Genomic DNA, 19,008 nt, shown 5'->3' on the forward strand with positions numbered 1-19,008 from the left:
GCGGGCCCCGGGCCGGACGGGCTCTGCCCGACCCCCGGCCCGGGGCCGGCCGTCACCGGCTGACGAGGGACTCCTCGGCCTCCCGCGCGTACCAGCGTTCGCCGCGCAGCTCCGCCAGGCCGTGGCCGGCGAGCCCGGTGACGTGTTTGGCGATCGTGCGCGGCTGGTAGCCGACCGAGGCGCACAGCTCGTCCAGGGACGCCCCGTCGGTGCCGAAGGCACGCAGCCCGTCCCACGTCCGGGCCTCGTGGCGGCCGAGGGCGGGCGCGGGAACGGCCTCGGGCCGCTCCTGGCGCACGTCGCGCTTCGGCTCCGCCCGCGCGGTGGCGGGGCGGGAGGCGCCCACCGGGCGTGGGGTGCGGTTGACCCTGCGGTGTCGGCGGCCCTTCTGGCGCTTGCTCATGGCTGACCACTGCTCCGTCCTGCGTCGTCGGTCCTGCGGTGCCGGTGCCACAACTCGGCGCGGCTCCGGCCGGTTACGACAATTCCACTAAGTGTGCGCGACATCACGCACCGTCACCCGTCCATGGTCATACGAGCCGCGCATTGGGCCGGACACGCGACCCCGTGGGCGGCCGGCGGGGACAGGGCGCCGTGTGCGTACTGTTTCTGATGGAGGGTCCGCGTGTGCACCGTTTTCCGGCGACATCTTCTGCTCTTGCGGGTTTTCTCCGGGTCCGGCCGCTCATGATGGCGGGTGTGACCGTGGAAACCGTACGAGTCGAGGGAAGCGGCGACAGCGGGGTGCCCGTGGCGGCCGTCCCGCCGGTGGCCGGCAGGCGCCGCAGCGAGGCGGTGCTGCTGGTCCTCGCGGTCCTGACCGGCTGCTCCGGATACGCGTACACCGGCCTGGCGACCACGGGCGGGCTTCCCGGCGGGCTGCCGGCCTTCGCGGGGGCCATGGTGTGCCTGGCCCTCTTCCCGCATCTGGCGGTGCGTCAGTGGGCGCCGCACGCCGACCCGCTGATCCTGCCACTGGCGGTGCTGCTCTCGGCGCTGGGACTGGTGCTGCTGTACCGCCTGGACCCGGCCTACAGCAGGCGCTACGACGCCGCTCCGACGGCCGCCGAGCAGCTGATGTGGACGGTCCTGGGGGTGATGCTGTGCGTCGCCGTGGTGGCGCTGCTGCGGGACCACCGCCGACTGCAGCGGTACATCTACCTGACGATGGCCGTGGCGCTGGTGCTGCTGATGGCGCCCGCGTTCTTCCCCGGCGACCTCTACGGCGCCAAACGGTGGATCTTCATCGGCCCGCTGTCCTTCCAGCCGGGCGAGTTCGTCAAGAGCATGATCGCGGTGTTCTTCGCCGGCTATCTCGTCACCCATCGCGACGCCCTGGCGCTGACGGGCCGCAAGGTGCTCGGCATGCGGCTGCCCCCGGGGCGGCAGCTCGGGCCGATCCTGGCGGTGTGGGTGCTGAGCCTGCTGGTGCTGATCTTCGAGCGGGACCTGGGCACCTCGCTGATCTTCTTCGGGCTGTTCGTGGTGATGCTCTACGCGGCCACCGAGCGCACCGGCTGGGTGGTGTGCGGCGTGCTGATGGCCGGGGTGGGGGCGGGCGTGGTGGGTTCGATGGAGCCGCACGTCAAGGGCCGCATCGACGCCTGGCTGCACCCCTTCGCCGCCTTCGAGGAGGGCAGCGGCATCTCCGACCAGGCCGCGCAGGCGCTCTTCAGCTTCGGCAGCGGCGGGGTGACGGGCAGCGGCCTGGGCCGCGGCCACCCCGAGCTCATCCGCTTCGCCGGCCGCAGCGACTTCATCCTGACCACGGTCGGCGAGGAACTCGGGCTCGCCGGGACGATGGCGGTCCTGCTGCTGTACGCCCTGCTGGTCCAGCGCGGCCTGAGCGTGGCCCTGCGTACGCGCGACCCGTTCGGCAAGCTGCTGGCGGTGGGCCTGGCGGCGGCGCTGGCGCTGCAGGTGTTCGTGGTGGCGGGCGGGGTGCTGGCCCTGATTCCGCTGACCGGCAAGGCCCTGCCGTTCCTGGCCAAGGGCGGCTCGTCGCTGGTGGCCAACTGGCTGATGGTGGCGCTGTTGATCAGGATCAGTGACAACGCAGGCCGGGAGGGCGGGGGAAACACAGGCCGGGAGGACGGCGAGGCCGCGGAGGCCTGCGACTGAGGGCCCCTGCCGCGGCCGGGCCCGGCCTGCGGCCCGTTCCGGACCGCCGCACCATGGAGTCATGCTGCTCGCCGAGGTCGCACGCGTGTCCGGGGAGGTCGCGGCGACGAGCGCCCGCACGAAGAAGACCGCCCTGCTGGCCGGCCTCTTCCGCGACGCCGACCCCGACGAGGCGCCGCTCGTCATCCCCTACCTCGCCGGACGGCTGCCGCAGCGCAGGATCGGCGTCGGGTGGAGCACCCTGCGCGACGCGCCCGCCCCGGCCGCCGAGCCCACGCTGACGGTGGGCGACGTCGACCGGGCGTTCTCGGCGATCGCGGCCGTGGCGGGAGCGGGCGCCCAGGCCGAACGCCGGCGCCTGGTCGGCGAGCTGCTGGGCGCGGCCACCGCCGAGGAGCAGGACTTCCTCTTCCGCCTGATCGGCGGGGAGCTGCGCCAGGGCGCCCTGGACGCGCTCGCCGTCGAGGGTCTGGCGGCCGCGGCCGGCGCGGCGCCGGAGGACGTGCGGCGGGCGGTGATGCTCGGCGGCTCGCTGGGCGCGGTGGCCCGTGCGCTGCTGGACCGGGGCCCGGCGGCGCTGGCGGAGTTCCGTCTGCGGGTGGGCCGGCCGGTGCTGCCGATGCTGGCGCAGAGCGCGGGGGACGTCGACGAGGCGCTGGACCGGCTGGGGCCGTGCGCGGTGGAGGAGAAGCTGGACGGGATCCGGGTGCAGGTGCACCGGGACGGCGGGGAGGTGCGCGTCTACACGCGGACACTGGACGAGATCACTGGGCGGCTGCCGGAGGTGGCCGTGGCGGCGCTGGCGCTGCCGGTGGACTCGGCGGTGCTGGACGGGGAGGTGATCGCGCTGGACGCGGACGGGCGCCCGCACGCCTTCCAGGACATCGCCGGGCGCGTGGGCTCGCGGCTGGACGTGGCGGGGGCGGGGGCGGCCTTCCCGCTGTCGCCGGTGTTCTTCGACGTGCTGGCGGTCGACGGCCGGGAGCTGCTGGCGATGCCGACGGCCGGGCGGCACGCGGTGCTGGCCCGCGTGGTGCCCGGGCCGATGCGGGTGCGGCGGCTGGTGGTGGCGGATCCGTCGGACGAGGGGGCGCGGGCGGCGGCGCGGGAGTTCTCGGCGGAGGTGCTGCGGCGCGGGCACGAGGGGGTGATGGTCAAGGCGCTGGACGCGGCCTACAGCGCGGGCAGGCGGGGGGCCGCGTGGCTGAAGGTGAAGCCGGTCCACACCCTGGACCTGGTGGTGCTGGCCGCCGAGTGGGGGCACGGCCGGCGCCGGGGGAAGCTGTCGAACCTGCATCTGGGGGCGCGCCGGCCGGACGGCTCGTTCGCGATGCTCGGCAAGACGTTCAAGGGGCTGACGGACGCGGTGCTGGCCTGGCAGACCGGGCGGCTGCGGGAGCTGGCGGTGAGCGACGACGGCCAGGTGGTGAGGGTCCGGCCGGAGCTGGTGGTGGAGATCGCCTTCGACGGGCTGCAGCGGTCCTCCCGGTATCCGGCGGGGGTGACCCTGCGCTTCGCGCGGGTCGTGCGGTACCGGGAGGACAAGACGGCGGCGGAGGCCGACACGGTGGAGACCGTGCTGGCCCTGGGCGCCGCGGCCGGGGGGCCGGCTAGCGGGTGAGGTCGGCGGGGCAGAGGCGGCGGGCGTCCTTCTCGCCGCGGAGCCTGGCGTCGACGCAGCCGCCGGGCAGGCCGTCGTGGGCGGTGGTGCCGAAGTTGGCGGTGACGGTGAGGGTGCCGTCGCCGAAGACGGTGCGCTGGACGGTGCGGTCGGCGTTCAGGGTGCGGAAGCCGGTCATGGCCTGGGTGCCGGCTGCCTTGTGGAGGGGGGCGAAGTACTTCTGCAGGGCGGCGAGTTCGGCTCCGTTCCTGGTCAGGGAGTCGCCGTCGAGGGCGTAGTTGAGGGGGGTGTTGTAGAGCATGGCGAGCAGGGCGCGGGTGGTCTTCTGGCGCGGCAGCTTGTCGTAGGGCAGCTCCCAGCGCTCGGTGTTGACCAGGGAGTCGTGCAGCGCGGTCTCGAAGAGGGGGACGCGGTAGGCGGGGTCGTACATGGCCTTGGCGACGTCGGCGGGGAGTTCGGCGGGCTTGAAGAAGAGGGCGGGGGCCTTGGCGGGGGCGTAGCCGCCCCACTTCTCCTTGTCCTTCTCGGCCTTCCACAGCCCGTCGGCCACGGGGGTGCCGGAGCCGTGGTCGAAGGCGAGCGCCTCGTTGGACCAGGCGCCGGCCGATTCGGAGCCGAGCACGAGGCGGTGGTCGTCGGTCAGGCGCTTCATGCGGGCCAGGCGGTTGGCGCGGTCGCGGGCCTTGGTCATGGGGTGGGCGGTGCTGTGGTCGCGGAAGAGTTCGCCGGCGGAGTCGACGTCGAGGAAGTAGCTGTCGGCGCCGTTGGCCGTCATCGCCCGGGTGCGGTCGGCGAGGTAGTGGCGGGTGGGTTCGGCCTTCTCGAGGGCCTCGGTGCTGAGGTAGCAGCCGCGGTCGTGGAAGCCGGTCACGGGCTTGCCGTCGGCGCCCTGGACGCAGAAGTCGGGGTAGACGCGGTCGGGCCAGGTGGAGGTGGTGGAGTCGGAGGTCTTGGGGTCCTGGCCGTTGGCGAAGGAGTCGTACGGTCCGACGAGGTAGCCGGCCTTCTTGGCCTCGGCGACGGCGGCCGGGCTCATGGGGCCCTGGTCGGTGCCGTCGCCGAGCCACATGCGGTCCACGCCCAGCGCGCGGAGCCTGCGGATGCCCTCGGCGGTGCGTGCCTCGCCCCAGACGTAGGCGTGGAAGGCGCCGAGCAGCTTCTCCGTGGCGGGAAGGGCCTTGATCTTGCGCTGGAGGCTGCCGAGCTGCCCGTGTTCGCCGAGCCAGGCGCGGTAGTCGGCGGCGGGGGCGACCGGTGAGCCGTCGGTGAGGGAGAGGGCGACGGTGTATTCCGTGGTGCCCTCGTCGCGGGAGAAGGTGTGGGCGGCGGTGGCGCGCAGCCGCCCCTGTGCGGAGGCGATGCCGAGGGTGGTGCCGATGTCGGTGGGCACGAGGTAGCTGACGCCGTGCCGGCCCATGGTGTAGCCCCACAGCGGGAGGGTCAGCCCGGCGTCCATGGCGGTCTCGCTGCCGGCGAGGCCGTTGTCGGAGCCGTTCCAGAAGGGGTCGGCCACGGGGACGGACAGTCCCTCGCCGCGGGGGATCTGCAGCGCCGTGGCGGTGGGGTCGGCCCCGGTGACGGGCCACTTCAGGGTGCGGTCGGCGGTGCCGGTGGACCGTATGGAGACCAGGAGGCGGCCCTTGTCGGCGCGGGCGGTGACGGCCAGGCCCGTGCCGGGGTACGTCCAGCGGGCGCCGTCCGCCGTGGCGGTCACGGCGGACGGCTTCCCCGGGGCGGTGGCGGCCGGGGCGGAGAGTTCGACGGTCCCCTGCGGCGTACGGGCCGTCACGCGCAGGGTGGTGGTGTCGACCGTGGCGGTGCCGCCCCGGACGGGAAGCTCGACGGCGTCGCCGTGCACGCGCACGGCGGCCTGCGGGGGCCGGGGCGCGGCGTGGGCGGTGGGTGCGAGGGTGACGGCGGAGAGCGTCGCGGCGAGGGCGACGGCCGCGGCACGGACGGTGGGGCGTGAGGCGTCGAAGTGCATGAGGAGTTGATAACGCCCGGTCTTAAGAAGCTTGTGAGAGGGCGTCGTTGATCCATGCGTCGCGTAGCGTGCGGCGAGGGCGCTGAGGGCGCGTCAGCGCGCCGGTCAGCGCCCTGCGCCGGGCTCTCGCGTCACTCGCCCTGGAGCAGCTCCAGCAGGTCCTGGCGGGCGAACATGGCGGCGGTGTCGAGGGCGGACGGCATGCCGGCGGCGGGGTCCGCGCCATGGGCCACCAGTACGCGGACGGCCTCGGTCTCGCCCTTGAAGACGGCGCCGGCCAGCGGCGTCTGGCCGCGGTCGTTGGGCCGGTTGGGGTCGGCGCCGCGCTCGAGGAGCGCGGTGACGGCGGCGACGTGACCGTGGTAGGCGGCGAGCATGACGAGCGAGTCGCCCCGGTCGTTGGTCAGATTCGCCGGAACGCCTGCGTCCACATAGGCGGCCAGGGTGTCGGTGTCACCGTGCCGCGCCAGGTCGAAGACCTTGGCGGCGAGCTGCAGCACCTCGGGGTCGTGGGCGGGCTCTTCGGTCTCGGGCGAGGGTCCGGTCATGGTCTGCCATCCTCCGTACGGGTGTATCCCCAGTTGCCGGAATAATACTTTCTGTGAAGCTGGAGGGACTCATGGTGACCGCCCCCCAGTTCCGCAGGAGATACCAATGATCCTCTCCATCTCGGGCGTCGTGCTCCTCGGTATCGTCGTCTTCCTGTTCTTCCGCAAGGACAACCTCAAGGCCTCGCACGGGCTGGTCTGCGCCCTGTTCGGCTTCTACCTCGCGAGCACCGGCATCGCCCCCAGCATCCGCGCGGGCGGCGCGAGCCTCGCCAACCTGCTGGGCGGCATCAAGTTCTAGCCCCGCCCTCCGCAGCGACCCCAGGAGGCCGACGTGGGCCGGCGCTCGCTCCCCCGCATCCCGACGACCGGCGGCACCTCGCTCGTCCGGGGCAGGGAGCTCGCCCGCGACGCCGCCGAGAACACCAGGGACGTCCTCCACCCGCTGTTCGTGGTCGTGCGGGGGCTGCGCCGGCTGGCCGTGGCGGCCGTACGCGGCTGGCTGCGGATGCCCGCCGACCGGCGCGGCCCCTCGCTGCTGCTGATGGGATCCTCCCTCGTCATCGTGGCACTCATGCCGTACGGACCGCCACTGGCCACCGCGGCCCTGGTCGCCGCGGGCGCCTGGGCCGGCCGCGAACGGGCGCCGGAGCCCGAGGAGCCGGACGACGCGGAGAACGACCGGCTGCAGGCGCTGTACGAGGCCCTGGTGCCCTACCTGGCCTCCCCGGAGGACCCCAGTCCGCTGTACGAGCACGGCGGCGACTGGAGCACCGTCTTCGACGGGCACGCCTTCGACGACCAGGGGCGGCTGACCTCCCTGCGACTGCGCTACCCCGGCTACTTCACCGACGGCGAGGGCGGCGCCCGCACCCGGATCGAGCAGCTGCTGCAGCTCAAGGCCGGCCGGGGCCGGGAGTACCGCTTCGCCTGGGACGAGGCCGCCAACCGCCTCGAGGTGAGCGTCCTCCCCCCGCTGCCCGCCGACATCGGGGCCCAGCGCTTCGTGACCGCCCCGGGCGAGACGGTGCTGGGCTTCACCGACCCCTCCTCCGTCCAGCGGACGCTGCCGGTGACCGTCGGCGAGGACACCCGCGACGCGCCGCCGGTCGTCTGGCGCACGGGCCCGCGCTCCACCGAGCCCCACCTGCTGGCCCTGGGCCGGCCCGGCGGCGGCATCACCACCCTGCTGCGCTCGGTCGCGCTGCAGGCCCTGCACCACGGCGACGCGGTGGTGCTCGACGGGGCCGGCACGGGCGGCTACGCGTGCCTGGCGGGCCGCGAGGGCGTGCTGGCCGTGGAGTGCTCGGCCACGGACGCGCTCGCCATCCTGGAGTGGGCCTGCCACGAGACGGAGCGGCGGCTGATGGCCGCCACCTACGCCCGCCGCAACGGCCGTCCGGTGCCCGACGACATCCGCCGGCCCCTGTGGATCGTCGTCGACCGGCCCGCCGCGCTCAGCCGGCTCGCCGCCGCCGAGGGGCGCCGGGATCCGCAGGAACTGCTCCAGGTGCCGCTGCGGCACGGGCGGACCGCCAACGTCACCGTCGCGGTCGGCGAGCGGCTGGAGGCGGCCGGACTGCTCGCCGAGGCGCTGTTCGCCCACACCGGGGCCCGGGTGGTGCTCGGCCCGGCCACCGCCGAGGGGGCGGCGACGGCGCTGGGCGCCGCCCCGCACACCACGCCCGCCGAGGACACGCCGCCCGGCCGGGGCTACGCCCGGCTGGGCCCGGGCGGCGTGCACCGGCTGCAGGTGCCGGCGACCCCGGACCCGTACGACGAGGAGACGGCCGACGCCCAGCGGGAGGCGGTGCTGCGGCTGCTGCCGGAGTGGCCCGGCGCCGCGGGCGCGCCCGGGGCCGTCGCCGCCGGGGGCGACGGGATGCTGCCGGTCCGGACCTCGTAGCGCCCCGGGCCGCGTGGCCGGGCCGCCCGCTCAGGCCACGTACGTGCGGGGCGTCTCGACGGCGGCGGTGGCCCCGCTGGCCACCAGGCGGGTGGCCTCGGCCAGCCGGGTCGCGGCCTGTTCGGCGACCGGGGCGCCCACCGTGAACGGCAGCCGCACGTACCCCTCGAAGGCACCGTCGACGCCGAAGCGCGGACCCGACGGCACCCGCACCCCCAGCCGCTCCGCCGCCTCGGCGATCCGGGAACCGGACAGCCCGCCGGTGCGCGCCCACAGCGTGAGGCCGCCGCGCGGAACGGTGAACTCCCAGTCGGGCAGGTGCCGCCGGACGGCCGCGACGACGGCGTCCCTGTTCTCGCGCGTCTGCTCGCGCCGGATCCCGAGGGCGGAGTCCCAGCCTCCGGTGTTCAGCAGCCAGGTGACGGCGAGCTGGTCGATGACGGGCGTGCCCAGGTCGGCGTAGGCGCGGGCCGCGATCAGGTTGCGGATCACGTCCGGGGCGGCGCGCACCCAGCCGATGCGCAGCCCGGCCCAGAAGGACTTGCTGGCCGAGCCGACGGTGATGACGGCGTTGCCGGCGGGGTCGAAGGCGCAGACGGGCCGGGGCAGTTCGAGGCCGTCCTCCAGGACGAGCTCGGACATGGTCTCGTCGGCGACCAGCAGCGTGCCGGCGGCCCGGGCCGCCTCGACCAGCTCCCGGCGCTGCTCCTCGGGCGCCAGGGCGCCGGTGGGGTTGTGGAAGTCGGCGATGACGTAGGCCATGCGGGGCGCGGCGTCGCGCAGCACCTGCCGCCAGGCGTGCAGGTCCCAGCCGGTGAGCCGGTCGGCCATCGCCACGGGCACCAGCCGGGCGCCGGCCTCGCGCATGAGCTGCAGGACGTTGGCGTAGGAGGGCGACTCCACGGCGACCCGCTCGCCGCGCCCGGCCATCAGCCGGCAGATGGCGGCGACGGCGCCCATGGCACCGGTGGTGATCATGATCTGCTCGGGCATGGTGGGGACGCCGCGGGCGGTGTAGCGGTCGGCGACGGCCTGGCGCAGGGCGGGCAGGCCGGCCGGGTAGTCGCCGTGGGTGTGGGCGTAGGGCGGCAGCTCCTCGAGGGCGCCCTGCAGGGCGCGGGTGAGCCAGGGCTCGGGAGCGGTCAGCGCCGCGCAGCCGAGGTCGATCACCGAGGCGGCGGCCTCCGGCGGCAGCGGGTCCAGCGCCCGGGTGGGCAGCGGGCTGCCGGCGGGCACGGCGGTCCAGCTGCCCGCGCCGCGGCGGGACTCCAGGAAGCCCTCGCCGCGCAGCGCCTCGTAGGCGGCGGCGACGGTGGTGCGGCTCACCGACAGGGCGGCGGCCAGCTCGCGCTCGGCGGGCAGGCGGGCGGCCACGGGGACGCGCCCCTCGAGGACGAGCAGCCGGATGCCGTCGGCCAGCGAGCGGTAGGCGGGCAGCCGTCTGCCGCCGAGGGGTGTGACGGTGTCGCGCGTGTGCTGCGAGCCGAGGAGGCGCGCCAGCTGGGGCGCTCCGACCGAAGAGGTCCACTGGGTCATGGCTTGCGGTCCACCTTCCCGGGATTGGCTATGGATCTTTCTGTTCTCCAGTCCACAGACTGTCATGGCTCAAGCCACTCGCACCACCACTGGGGAGGATTCTTTGTCTGCGCCACCGGGATCAGGGTCACGGTCCGCACTCGCCCGCCGTCTCGTCCAGCTGTACGGCGGGCTCGCGCTGTACGGGATCAGCATCGCGCTGCAGCTGCGCGCGGGGCTCGGGCTGGCGCCGTGGGACGTGCTGAACCAGGGGGTGTCCCGGCACACGGGCCTGTCGATGGGTACGGTCACGATCGCCATCGGCGCGCTGGTGCTGCTGCTGTGGATCCCGCTGCGGCAGCGGCCCGGGCTCGGCACGGTCTCCAACGTGCTGGTGATCGGCCTGGCGGTGGACGCGACGCTGCACGTGGTGCCGGCCCCGCCCGGCACGCTGTGGGTGCGGATTCCGCTGCTGCTGTTCGCGGTGGTGCTGTGCGGGGTCGCGACGGGTCTCTACATCGCGCCGCGCTTCGGGCCGGGCCCGCGCGACGGGCTGATGACGGGGCTGCACCGCAGGACGGGGCGCTCGGTGCGGCTCGTGCGGACCTGCATCGAGCTCGCCGTGCTGGTGACCGGCTTCGCGCTGGGCGGCTCGGTGGGCATGGGCACGGTGCTCTTCGCGGTGGCCATAGGCCCGCTGGCGCAGTTCTTCCTGCGCCTGTTCGCACGGCCGGATACGAGCACGGTCGTCGCGGCGGGGCCCTCTTCGGCACCCCTCGCGACGGCCGCCGAGGAGGGCGCGGCCCACGGAGTGCCGGACCCGGTTTAGGTGGGAAACCGGCAGCCCGGTAGTGTACGCCTTCGACCCACCGGACGGACCGTTACTGCGCGCTCAAGCAGCGGAAACACAGGGTGACATCTATTGCCAGATGTGACAAAACGGGCGCTGGTGGGTACAACAAGGGGCGGCACGACGGGCGACGCATGTCCCTCAACGGGGAATCTTCACCGCCGACCGGACGTTGACCGGATGACGACGACAGCGACACCTGTCCTGTGGGCGACAAAGCCCGGGAGGCACAATTCATGAGTGAGCGAGCTCTCCGCGGCACGCGACTCGTGGTGACCAGCTACGAGACCGACCGCGGCATCGATCTGGCACCGCGCCAGGCGGTGGAGTACGCATGCCCGAACGGCCATCGATTCGAGATGCCGTTCTCGGTAGAGGCGGAGATTCCGCCGGAGTGGGAGTGCAAGGCGTGCGGCGCCGTGGCACTCCTGGTGGACGGCGACGGTCCTGAGGAGAAGAAGGGCAAGCCCGCGCGTACGCACTGGGACATGCTCATGGAGCGGCGCACCCGCGAGGAGCTCGAGGAGGTGCTGGCCGAGCGGCTGGCCGTCCTGCGCTCCGGTGCCATGAACATCGCCGTGCATCCGCGCGACACGCGCAAGTCCGCCTGACGGCGGAACGCGCACTCCACAGCACCACCAAGGGCCCGGGCCACTGCGATCAGCAGTGGCCCGGGCCCTTGTCCGTACCCATGTCCGTACGCGGCGCCGCTCAGCGCGGCAGCTGCGGGTCGTCGTGGCGGGGCGCGGGTGGGGCGTCGTCCCGGATCACCTCGCCCTGGACGACCTTGCCGTCACCCATCCGCGCCTGCTGGGCCTGCTGGGCCTGCTGCGCCTGCTGGAAGGCGTCGCCCAGCGTCCCCGGCCGCCGCAGCCGCCGGCCCAGCGAGCGGTGCAGGAGCGCCCGGGTCGGCGGGAAGAGGCACAGCAGCCCGGCCACGTCGGAGATCAGGCCCGGCACCATCAGCAGCAGGCCGCCCAGCATCGTCAGGGCGTTGCCGCCGCCCTCCGCCGGCGCGGGCGCGGGCGCCGCGCCCGGGGTCTGCAGGGACTGCGTCAGCCGCTGCCAGGCCCGGCGGCCGGCCCGCTTGATCACGTACGAGCCGGCGACCACTCCCCCGGCCAGCAGGGCGAAGACGGCCAGCCCGCCCGCCGCGCCGGCCACCAGCGTCAGCAGCCAGACCTCCAGCACCACCCAGACCGCCACCACGAGGGGAACGATCCTGCGGGCCCGGCTCCGCCGTGGCGGCCTGCTGTTCACCGTCTGCTGCTGCGCTCCGAACGTCATGCCTCAAGTGTGCCCGGACGGCGGCGCGACGGGCGGTGCGGGCTTATGGGGCCCTTACGGCCGCGGGCCCTGCTGGTCCTTGCCCAGCACCTTCGCGGCCCGCGAGCCCAGGCCCCAGGACGTGACGCGCCACAGGGCCTCGGCGACGATGTCGCGGCTCATCTTGCTGTCCCCGAGCTCCCGCTCGACGAAGGTGATGGGCACCTCCACCACGTTGAAGCCGGCCTTCACCGCGCGCCAGGCCAGGTCGACCTGGAAGCAGTAGCCCTGGGAGGCCACGTCCTCCATGCCCAGCCCCTCCAGCGTCTCCCGGCGGAAGGCCCTGAAGCCGCCGGTGACGTCGCGGATCGGCACGTCGAGCATGAGGCGGGAGTACGTCGAGCCGCCCCGGGAGAGGAACTCCCGCGACTTCGGCCAGTTCACGACCCGGCCGCCGGGCACCCAGCGGGAGCCCAGCACCAGGTCGGCGCCCTTGAGGGCGGTCAGCAGCCGGGGCAGCTCCTCCGGCTGGTGGGAGCCGTCGGCGTCCATCTCGACCAGCACGCCGTAGCCGTTGTCCAGGCCCCAGCGGAAGCCGGCCAGGTAGGCCGCGCCCAGGCCCTCCTTGCCCTCGCGGTGCAGCACCTTGACGTGGTCGTCGTCGGCCGCCAGCTCGTCGGCGAGCTTGCCGGTGCCGTCGGGGCTGTTGTCGTCGGCCACGAGGACGTGCGCCTCCGGCACGGCCTCGCGCACCCTGGCGACGATGGGCTTGATGTTCTCCGCCTCGTTGTAGGTCGGGATGATCACCAAGGTCGTGCCGAGCGGACCGTATCTCCGCTGACCGCCGTCGTTCACAGCTGGCCCTTCTTGTCCATATCCTCTTCGGTTCCCTCCGGCCGCACCCGACGGCCGATCAGGAAAGCGGCCGCGCAGGACAGAAGCCCCACGATAGCGAGCGCCCACTCGGGGCCCGCACCCACGCGGTCGGCCACGGTCGTGCCGTCCCGCAGCGGGATGCTCGCGCTGATCACGTCCCGGGTGAACTCCTCGCTGCGCTGGAGCACCCTGCCGTCGGGGGCGACGACGGCGCTGATGCCGCTCGTCGCCGCGGTGACCACCGCGCGGCCGTGCTCGACGGCCCGCAGCCGGGACATCGCCAGCTGCTGCTCGGGCTGGCCGGTGCGGCCGTAGGTGGCGTTGTTGGTCTGCACGACGAGGGCGCGGGCACCGGCCCGGACGGTCTCGCGGACGATCTCGTCGTAGGCGACCTCGAAGCAGATGACGTCGCCGAGCCGGGCCGGGCCGACCTGGAGGACGCCGGTGCGGTCGCCGGGGTAGAAGTCGCGGGGGACGCGCTGGAGGCGGGTGATGACCTTGCTCAGCTGTCCCCGGAAGGGCACGTACTCGCCGAACGGCACCGGGTGCTGCTTGGCGTAGGAGGCGCCGGGGCCGGTCCTCGGGTCCCAGACGATGCCCTTGTTGTCGATGTAGCCCTGCTTGCCGGGGTGGTCGATGAGGGCGCCCACCAGGACGGGGACGCCGACGGCCTTGACCGCCTCCTCGATCCGGTCGTAGGCCTCGGGGTACTGGAAGGGATCGAGGTCGGAGGAGTTCTCCGGCCAGATCACCAGGTCCGGCTTCTTCGCCTTGCCCGCCTTGATGTCCCGCGCCAGCTTCAGCGTCGCCTCGACGTGGTTGTCGAGGATCATCATCGGGCGGCCGAGGAAGTTCATGCCCGGGTTCTGCACGTTGCCCTGGACGATCGCGATGTCGGTGGTGTCGTCGGCCTTGGTGGGCACGGGCACGGCGTACCCCGCGAGGACCACGGCCACCGCGAGGGCCACCGCCTCCACGGCGGGCAGCGCCGCCCGTACGGTCCGGGGGCCGCCGGCCCGCAGCCGGTGCGCGGCGGACAGCGCGTACGCCAGCAGGCCGCCCGTCAGGGCCACGCCGAAGGTCACCAGGGGGGCGCCGCCGAGGGCCGCGAGCGGGGTGAAGGGCGAGCCGGTGTTGGCGAAGGCCAGCCGGCCCCACGGGAAGCCGCCGAACGGCAGCCGGTCCCGGGCCCACTCCTGGGCGATCCACAGGCAGGCGCCCCACAGCGGCCACGCGGGCAGCCGCGAGGTCACCGCGAGCCCGGCGCCGAGCGCGGCCACGAACAGCGCCTCGGCGACCGACAGGCCCACCACCGCGTCGTAGCCGACCACGTGCAGCCAGCGCAGCAGGACGAAGAAGAAGGGCAGCGCGAAGGCGAAGCCGGTCCAGGCGCCCTGGCGTGCCGTGCGCCCCCGGGTCAGCAGTGCCAGCGCGGCGACGGCCACGACGGACAGCGGCCACAGGCCGTAGGGCGGGAAGGCGGCCGCCAGGGCCAGTCCGCCGACGAGGGCCAGGGCGGTGCGGGGGGCCTCGCGGCGGGCGAGGCGGGCCAGCCGCACGGCCCGTCCGGGGCGGGCGTCCGCGACCGGGTCGCGGGACGCGCCGGCGGCCGCCGAGGGGCTCACGGCGGCTTCTGGAGTGGTTTCGGGGCCCGAGGGCACGGTCGGCGGCCTTCCTGGAGCTTTCGGGATTATCAGCTGACCGTACCTCGCTCCGGACGCCCGGCAGCCCGCCGGGTGCGCTTCGGGCGGCCCCTCGGGGAGGGCGGAATGGGGGCCCGGCGTCCTTCGGGCCGGCCTGGGATCCGCTGGCTGCGGGTCGCCCGAGAGCCGTTGTCTACTGAACCTCCGGGCCCCACCCGGGTCACACCTGCCGGCCTGGCCGAACCTCCCCCGCCCCTCGTGCGCTGGACCTGGCTCCCAGTGGTGGCGCGCCTGCTCGGCACCCCGCCCCATGGCCCAGCGGCGTTCGACGACTGCGTGGAGGTTCCCCGGCCGGACGTCCTGTGGTGGACAGCGGAGAACCTACCGGCCGCCGCCCGCACCGTGTCAACACCCTCCCGACCTGCGTGCCCCGTTCAAATCAGCAGGTCAGTACGGCAGATGACGGCGCGCCGCGGCGGGCCGGGGCACGTCGTTCGGCGGTACGCGGATCTTGTCGCGTCACCCGTTCGGGCGCGCGTGGACCGTGCGCCCGCCCACGACCGTGCGCAGACAGACCGGCAGCGGGGTGCCGGGGGTGAGGTCGGGCAGGCCGGGCGTGCCCGAGCGGGGGTCGGTGGACCAGTTGGCGACGCGGTTGTCGGGCACCTGCACCACGAGGTCGCCGGCCTCCCACACCGCGTAGTCGGCGGGCGCGCCCGGCACCAGCACCCCCGCGTCGTCGCGGCCGATGGCCCGCCAGCCGCCGCGGGTGTGGGCCGTGAAGGCGGCGCGCACCGAGATCCGGTGCTCGGGCGTGCGGTGGAAGGCGGCGGCCCGGACGGTGCCCCACGGGTCGAGGGGGGTGACGGGGCTGTCGGAGCCGAGGGCGAGCGGGACGCCGGCCCGCAGCATGGCGGCGTAGGGGTTGAGGGTGCGGGCGCGCTCACGGCCCAGCCGCTGGGCGTACATCGCGTCCTCGCCGCCCCAGGCGGCGTCGAAGGCGGGCTGGACGGAGGCGGTCAGGGCGAGTTCGGCGAACGCGGCGATCAGCTCGGGGGAGAGCATCTCCGCGTGCTCGACGCGGTGCCGGGCGGCGCGCACGCGCGCCAGGCCGAGCCGGTCGGCGGCCGCCCGCACGCCCTCGACGACGGCGCTCAGCGCGGCGTCGCCGATGGCGTGGAAGCCGGCCTGGATGCCCGCCTCGGTGCAGGCGGTGACGTGGGCGGCGATGGCGCCGGCGTCGAGGTGGGCGGCGCCGGTGCCGTCCGGGGCGTCGGCGTAGGGCTCGTGGAGGCAGGCGGTGTGGGAGCCGAGGGAGCCGTCGACGAAGAGGTCGCCGGCCGCGCCGATCGCGCCGAGCTCGCGGACGCGGGCGGCGCCCTCGGGCGAGGTGATCGCCTCGGCCCAGTAGCCGGTCACCCGGAGGCCGGGCTCCTCGGCGGCCAGGCGCAGCAGGCCGGTGAGGTCGTCGGCGCCGGAGATCTCGGGCCCGGCGCACTCGTGGACGGAGCCGATGCCCAGCGATGCCGCGCGGGCGAGCGCCGCGCGCTGCGCCTCGGCGCGCTGGGCGGGGGTGACGCTGTCGTACGCGGCGGCGCGCACGGCGTGGTGGGCGGCGCCGGTCAGGGGCGCGTCGGGGGCGTACCCGGACAGGTCCCGGGCGTGCGGGACGAGGTCGAGCAGGGCGGTGGTGACGACGGCGGAGTGCACGTCGGCCCGGGTGAGGTAGAGCGGCCGGCCGCCGGCGGCCTCGTCGAGCTCCCGGCGGGACGGCGGCCGCCGCTCGGGCCAGGCGCTGGCGTCCCAGCCGTGCCCCAGCAGCACCCGGTCGGCGGGCCGGGCGGCGGCGTGCGCCCGTACCCGTTCCAGGGCGCCGGCGAGCGTGTCCACGCCGGTGAGGTCGAGGCCGGTCAGGGCCAGCCCGGTGGCGGTGGTGTGCACGTGCGCGTCGGTGAACGCGGGGGTGACCAGCGCCCCGCGCAGGTCGATCACCTCGTCGACGCCGTCGGCGAAGGAGTCGGCCGCGCCTTCGGAGCCGACCCAGGCGACGTGGCCGCGCTCGACGACCATGGCGGTGGCGAAGGGGTCGGCGGGGCTGTGCACGTCGCCGCCTCGCAGCAGGACGGTCTTCTCGGGACGCTCGCTCATGGGAGGTAAGTCTGCCGCCCGGCGGGCCCGTCGTCGTCACCGGGGCCCGGCCCCGGCCGTGTCACCCCACCCGTGGCGGCCGTGCCTCGTAGGGCGTGGACAGCACGATCGTGGTGCGGGTCGACACCCCCGCCAACGAGCGGATGCGGGCCAGCAGATGCTCGAGCTCCAGCGGCGTGGCCACGCGCACCTTGAGGATGTAGTTCTCGTCGCCCGCCACGCTGTGGCACGCCTCGATCTCGGGGATCTCGGCGAGCCGGTCCGCGATGTCGTCCGGCGCGCTCGGGTCGAACGGCTTCACCGAGATGAACGCGGTGAGGGGCAGCCCGACGGCCTCGGGGTCGACGACCGCGGCGTAGCCGCGGATGACGCCCCGCTGTTCGAGCCGGCGCACGCGCTGGTGCACCGCCGACGTGGACAGGCCCGTGGCCTTGCCCAGGTCGGTGTAGCTCATCCGCCCGTCCTTGACGAGCAGTTCCACGATCTCTCTGTCCAACTCCTCCACGCGGATCAACCTACTGTGTCCCGGTGCGCCCGGCACAGTCGGCGGTACCACAGGCGCACGACCCCTGTGACAAATGCCACAGGCGCGCACCCGTGTCCTCCCGGGTCTGGCGATTACCCGGCTCTCCAATAGGGAAGTGCTTGCTGTGGCCGAGGCCGGGAGGCCTGGCCGGCCCATCCGAGGGGGAGAAACACTATGCCCAGCCTGGAACGCCTGGAGAACGACGGCGAAGGCGGCCTGTTCGAGACCGACACCTATGACATGTTCCGGGTGACGTGCCCGGACTGCGCGCGGCCCATCGCGCTGCTCGCCGACGAGGACGTGCTCCCGGAGCACGCGCTGTGCCCGTCGCCGTGGAACCCGTTCGGGCTCACGGTCTGCCCGGGCTCGGGGCGCGGCGTGGAGGACGCCACCGCGGCCGACGAGTCCCTGGACGCCCAGGGCCTGGACGCGGCCCTGCTGCTCACGCTGCCGGAGAGCCTGGACTGGCGGACGCAGCCCTTCTCGCACATCGGCGGCCCGGGTTCGCGGCCGCGCCGCGTTCCGGGGATGCGCCGCTCGTCGTAGCGGAGCCGGGCGCCCGCGCGAGGCCTTCGGCCCGGGGCGGACGGACCGTGAGGTGCCGTCGGCCGCCGGGCCGTGGTGCGCCCGGTGGGACCGGGGTCCGGGTCAGCGGGACTCGGGGCCGGCCAGGTGCCGGGCGACGACCATCCGCTGGATCTGGTTGGTGCCCTCGACGATCTGCAGGACCTTGGCCTCGCGCATGTAGCGCTCGGCGGGGAAGTCCGCGGTGTAGCCGTAACCGCCCATGAGCTGGACGGCGTCGGTGGTGATCCGCATTCCGGCGTCGGTGCAGAAGAGCTTGGCCATGGCCGCTTCCTTGGAGAAGGGCCGTCCCGCGTCGCGCAGCCGGGCGGCCGCCAGGTACAGCGCGCGGCCGGCCTCGATCTGGGTGGCCATGTCCGCGAGCATGAAGCGCAGGCCCTGGAAGTCGGCCAGCGGGCGCCCGAACTGCCGCCGTTCGGCGACGAAGGCGAGGGCGGCGTCCAGCGCCGCCTGGGCGACGCCGATCGCGCACGCGGCGATGCCCAGGCGGCCGGAGTCGAGGGCGGACAGCGCGATGGCGAAGCCCTGCCCCTCGTCGCCGATGCGGCGGGCGTCGGCCACCTGTACCCCGTCGAAGTGCAGTTGGGCCGTGGGCGAGCCCTTCAGGCCCATCTTGCGCTCGGGGGGCGCGGCGGACAGGCCGGGGGCGTCCCCGGGCACGAGGAAGGCGGTGATGCCGTGCGCCCCCTCGCCGCCCGTACGCGCCAGCACGGTGTAGAAGTCCGCGATGCCGCCGTGGGTGATCCACGCCTTGGTGCCCTCGAGGGTCCAGGTGTCGCCGGAGCGCGTGGCGCGGGTGCGCAGGGAGGCGGCGTCGGAGCCGGAGGACGGCTCGGAGAGGCAGTAGGCGCCCAGGAGCCCGCCGCCGAGCATGGCGGGGAGGTGCTCGGCCCGCTGTTCCTTGGTGCCGTAGCCGGCGAGGGCGTGGCAGGCGAGGGTGTGGACGCTGACGCCGAGGCCCACGGTCAGCCGGGCCGCGGCGAGTTCCTCCAGCACCTGGAGGTAGACCTCGTAGGGCTGGTCGCCGCCGCCGGATTCCTCGGCGTAGGGCAGCGCCAGCAGTCCTGAGGCGGAGAGCAGCCGGAAGAGGTCGCGCGGGAAGCGGCCGGCGTCCTCCTCCTCGGCCACGTGGGGCGCGATCTCGCGCTGGACCAGTTCCCGCACGAGCGAGATCAGGTCGCGGGCCTCCTCGGTGGGCAGCTGACGCTCCACCGGCTGCGGGCCGTGATCGGTCATGACGGCGGCTCTCCTCCCTGTCGGGCGCTGCGGCGGCGGGCGCGCAAGGGTGTCGGCGCCGTCGCCGGTGGGTGCCCAGCCGATGGTTCCGTCCCGGGTCGCGGAATCCGGTGACCTGCGGCTGTGGCGGGTTGGAGTATGCCCGATGGATGGCCCGGCGTCACGGGTCCGGCGATCTTGAAC

General features: G+C 74.6%; 17 protein-coding genes. 7 read left to right on the top strand and 10 right to left on the bottom strand.

The window, feature by feature from the left end:
• Nucleotides 1-52: 52 nt before the first annotated feature.
• Entirely contained in the window at nucleotides 53-403 is a 351-nt protein-coding gene (locus IE295_RS31910; RefSeq protein WP_190067291.1) for a hypothetical protein, read from the bottom strand.
• Between the two features lie 287 nt (nucleotides 404-690).
• Here IE295_RS31910 and IE295_RS31915 point away from each other — a divergent pair, with 287 nt between their 5' ends.
• Together IE295_RS31915 and IE295_RS31920 are read left to right on the top strand one after the other, a co-directional pair.
• Nucleotides 691-2,121 (top strand): FtsW/RodA/SpoVE family cell cycle protein, encoded by a 1,431-nt coding sequence (locus IE295_RS31915; RefSeq protein WP_190067342.1) that lies wholly within the window; start codon nucleotides 691-693, stop codon nucleotides 2,119-2,121.
• Nucleotides 2,122-2,182: 61 nt separating this feature from the next.
• Nucleotides 2,183-3,742 carry an ATP-dependent DNA ligase gene (locus tag IE295_RS31920; RefSeq protein WP_190067292.1) on the top strand — a complete coding sequence of 520 codons (1,560 nt, stop codon included), beginning with the start codon at nucleotides 2,183-2,185 and terminating at the stop codon, nucleotides 3,740-3,742.
• Here IE295_RS31920 and IE295_RS31925 read toward each other — a convergent pair.
• Nucleotides 3,732-5,726: a glycoside hydrolase gene (locus IE295_RS31925; RefSeq protein WP_190067293.1), complete on the bottom strand. Its 1,995-nt coding sequence runs from the start codon at nucleotides 5,724-5,726 to the stop codon at nucleotides 3,732-3,734. The genes IE295_RS31920 and IE295_RS31925 overlap by 11 nt on opposite strands.
• Nucleotides 5,727-5,857: 131 nt before the next feature.
• Nucleotides 5,858-6,274: an ankyrin repeat domain-containing protein gene (locus IE295_RS31930; protein WP_190067294.1), complete on the bottom strand. Its 417-nt coding sequence runs from the start codon at nucleotides 6,272-6,274 to the stop codon at nucleotides 5,858-5,860.
• 106 nt (nucleotides 6,275-6,380) lie between these two features.
• Between IE295_RS31930 and IE295_RS31935 the strand changes: the two genes are divergently transcribed.
• Nucleotides 6,381-6,575, top strand: coding sequence for a hypothetical protein (locus tag IE295_RS31935; RefSeq protein WP_190067295.1), 195 nt, complete (start codon nucleotides 6,381-6,383; stop codon nucleotides 6,573-6,575).
• A gap of 33 nt (nucleotides 6,576-6,608) precedes the next feature.
• On the top strand, nucleotides 6,609-8,180 hold the full coding sequence (locus IE295_RS31940; RefSeq protein ID WP_190067296.1) for a hypothetical protein: 1,572 nt from the start codon (nucleotides 6,609-6,611) through the stop codon (nucleotides 8,178-8,180).
• 30 nt (nucleotides 8,181-8,210) lie between these two features.
• On the opposite strand, the gene IE295_RS31945 is transcribed toward IE295_RS31940, so the two are convergent.
• Nucleotides 8,211-9,716 (bottom strand): SCO1417 family PLP biosynthesis transcription factor, encoded by a 1,506-nt coding sequence (locus IE295_RS31945; protein ID WP_190067297.1) that lies wholly within the window; start codon nucleotides 9,714-9,716, stop codon nucleotides 8,211-8,213.
• Between the two features lie 64 nt (nucleotides 9,717-9,780).
• Here IE295_RS31945 and yczE point away from each other — a divergent pair, with 64 nt between their 5' ends.
• Together yczE and IE295_RS31955 are read left to right on the top strand one after the other, a co-directional pair.
• Nucleotides 9,781-10,524, top strand: coding sequence for a membrane protein YczE (gene yczE / locus IE295_RS31950; RefSeq protein ID WP_190067298.1), 744 nt, complete (start codon nucleotides 9,781-9,783; stop codon nucleotides 10,522-10,524).
• A gap of 257 nt (nucleotides 10,525-10,781) precedes the next feature.
• The gene (locus tag IE295_RS31955; RefSeq protein WP_004948858.1) at nucleotides 10,782-11,156 is read left to right on the top strand and encodes an RNA polymerase-binding protein RbpA; all 375 of its coding nucleotides are present in this window, start codon (nucleotides 10,782-10,784) and stop codon (nucleotides 11,154-11,156) included.
• A 100-nt stretch (nucleotides 11,157-11,256) separates the two neighbouring features.
• On the opposite strand, the gene fxsA is transcribed toward IE295_RS31955, so the two are convergent.
• The 5 genes from fxsA to IE295_RS31980 form a co-directional block, all read right to left on the bottom strand.
• Nucleotides 11,257-11,832 (bottom strand): FxsA family membrane protein, encoded by a 576-nt coding sequence (fxsA, locus tag IE295_RS31960; RefSeq protein WP_190067299.1) that lies wholly within the window; start codon nucleotides 11,830-11,832, stop codon nucleotides 11,257-11,259.
• Nucleotides 11,833-11,886: 54 nt separating this feature from the next.
• The gene (locus IE295_RS31965; RefSeq protein ID WP_190067300.1) at nucleotides 11,887-12,666 is read right to left on the bottom strand and encodes a polyprenol monophosphomannose synthase; all 780 of its coding nucleotides are present in this window, start codon (nucleotides 12,664-12,666) and stop codon (nucleotides 11,887-11,889) included.
• Nucleotides 12,663-14,348 carry an apolipoprotein N-acyltransferase gene (lnt, locus tag IE295_RS31970; RefSeq protein WP_372479809.1) on the bottom strand — a complete coding sequence of 562 codons (1,686 nt, stop codon included), beginning with the start codon at nucleotides 14,346-14,348 and terminating at the stop codon, nucleotides 12,663-12,665. Before lnt ends, IE295_RS31965 begins: the two co-directional genes overlap by 4 nt.
• 501 nt (nucleotides 14,349-14,849) lie before the next feature.
• Nucleotides 14,850-16,478 (bottom strand): amidohydrolase, encoded by a 1,629-nt coding sequence (locus IE295_RS31975; RefSeq protein WP_190067302.1) that lies wholly within the window; start codon nucleotides 16,476-16,478, stop codon nucleotides 14,850-14,852.
• A gap of 61 nt (nucleotides 16,479-16,539) precedes the next feature.
• Nucleotides 16,540-16,983 carry an Lrp/AsnC family transcriptional regulator gene (locus IE295_RS31980; RefSeq protein ID WP_030365423.1) on the bottom strand — a complete coding sequence of 148 codons (444 nt, stop codon included), beginning with the start codon at nucleotides 16,981-16,983 and terminating at the stop codon, nucleotides 16,540-16,542.
• Nucleotides 16,984-17,178: 195 nt separating this feature from the next.
• Here IE295_RS31980 and IE295_RS31985 point away from each other — a divergent pair, with 195 nt between their 5' ends.
• Nucleotides 17,179-17,550 (top strand): hypothetical protein, encoded by a 372-nt coding sequence (locus IE295_RS31985; protein ID WP_190067303.1) that lies wholly within the window; start codon nucleotides 17,179-17,181, stop codon nucleotides 17,548-17,550.
• Nucleotides 17,551-17,652: 102 nt separating this feature from the next.
• Here the strand turns inward: IE295_RS31985 and IE295_RS31990 are convergent, their stop codons facing one another.
• Nucleotides 17,653-18,825: an acyl-CoA dehydrogenase family protein gene (locus tag IE295_RS31990; RefSeq protein WP_190067304.1), complete on the bottom strand. Its 1,173-nt coding sequence runs from the start codon at nucleotides 18,823-18,825 to the stop codon at nucleotides 17,653-17,655.
• Nucleotides 18,826-19,008: the final 183 nt, after the last annotated feature.

The sequence above is a fragment of the Streptomyces griseocarneus genome (assembly GCF_014655595.1).
GTDB lineage: Bacteria > Actinomycetota > Actinomycetes > Streptomycetales > Streptomycetaceae > Streptomyces > Streptomyces griseocarneus.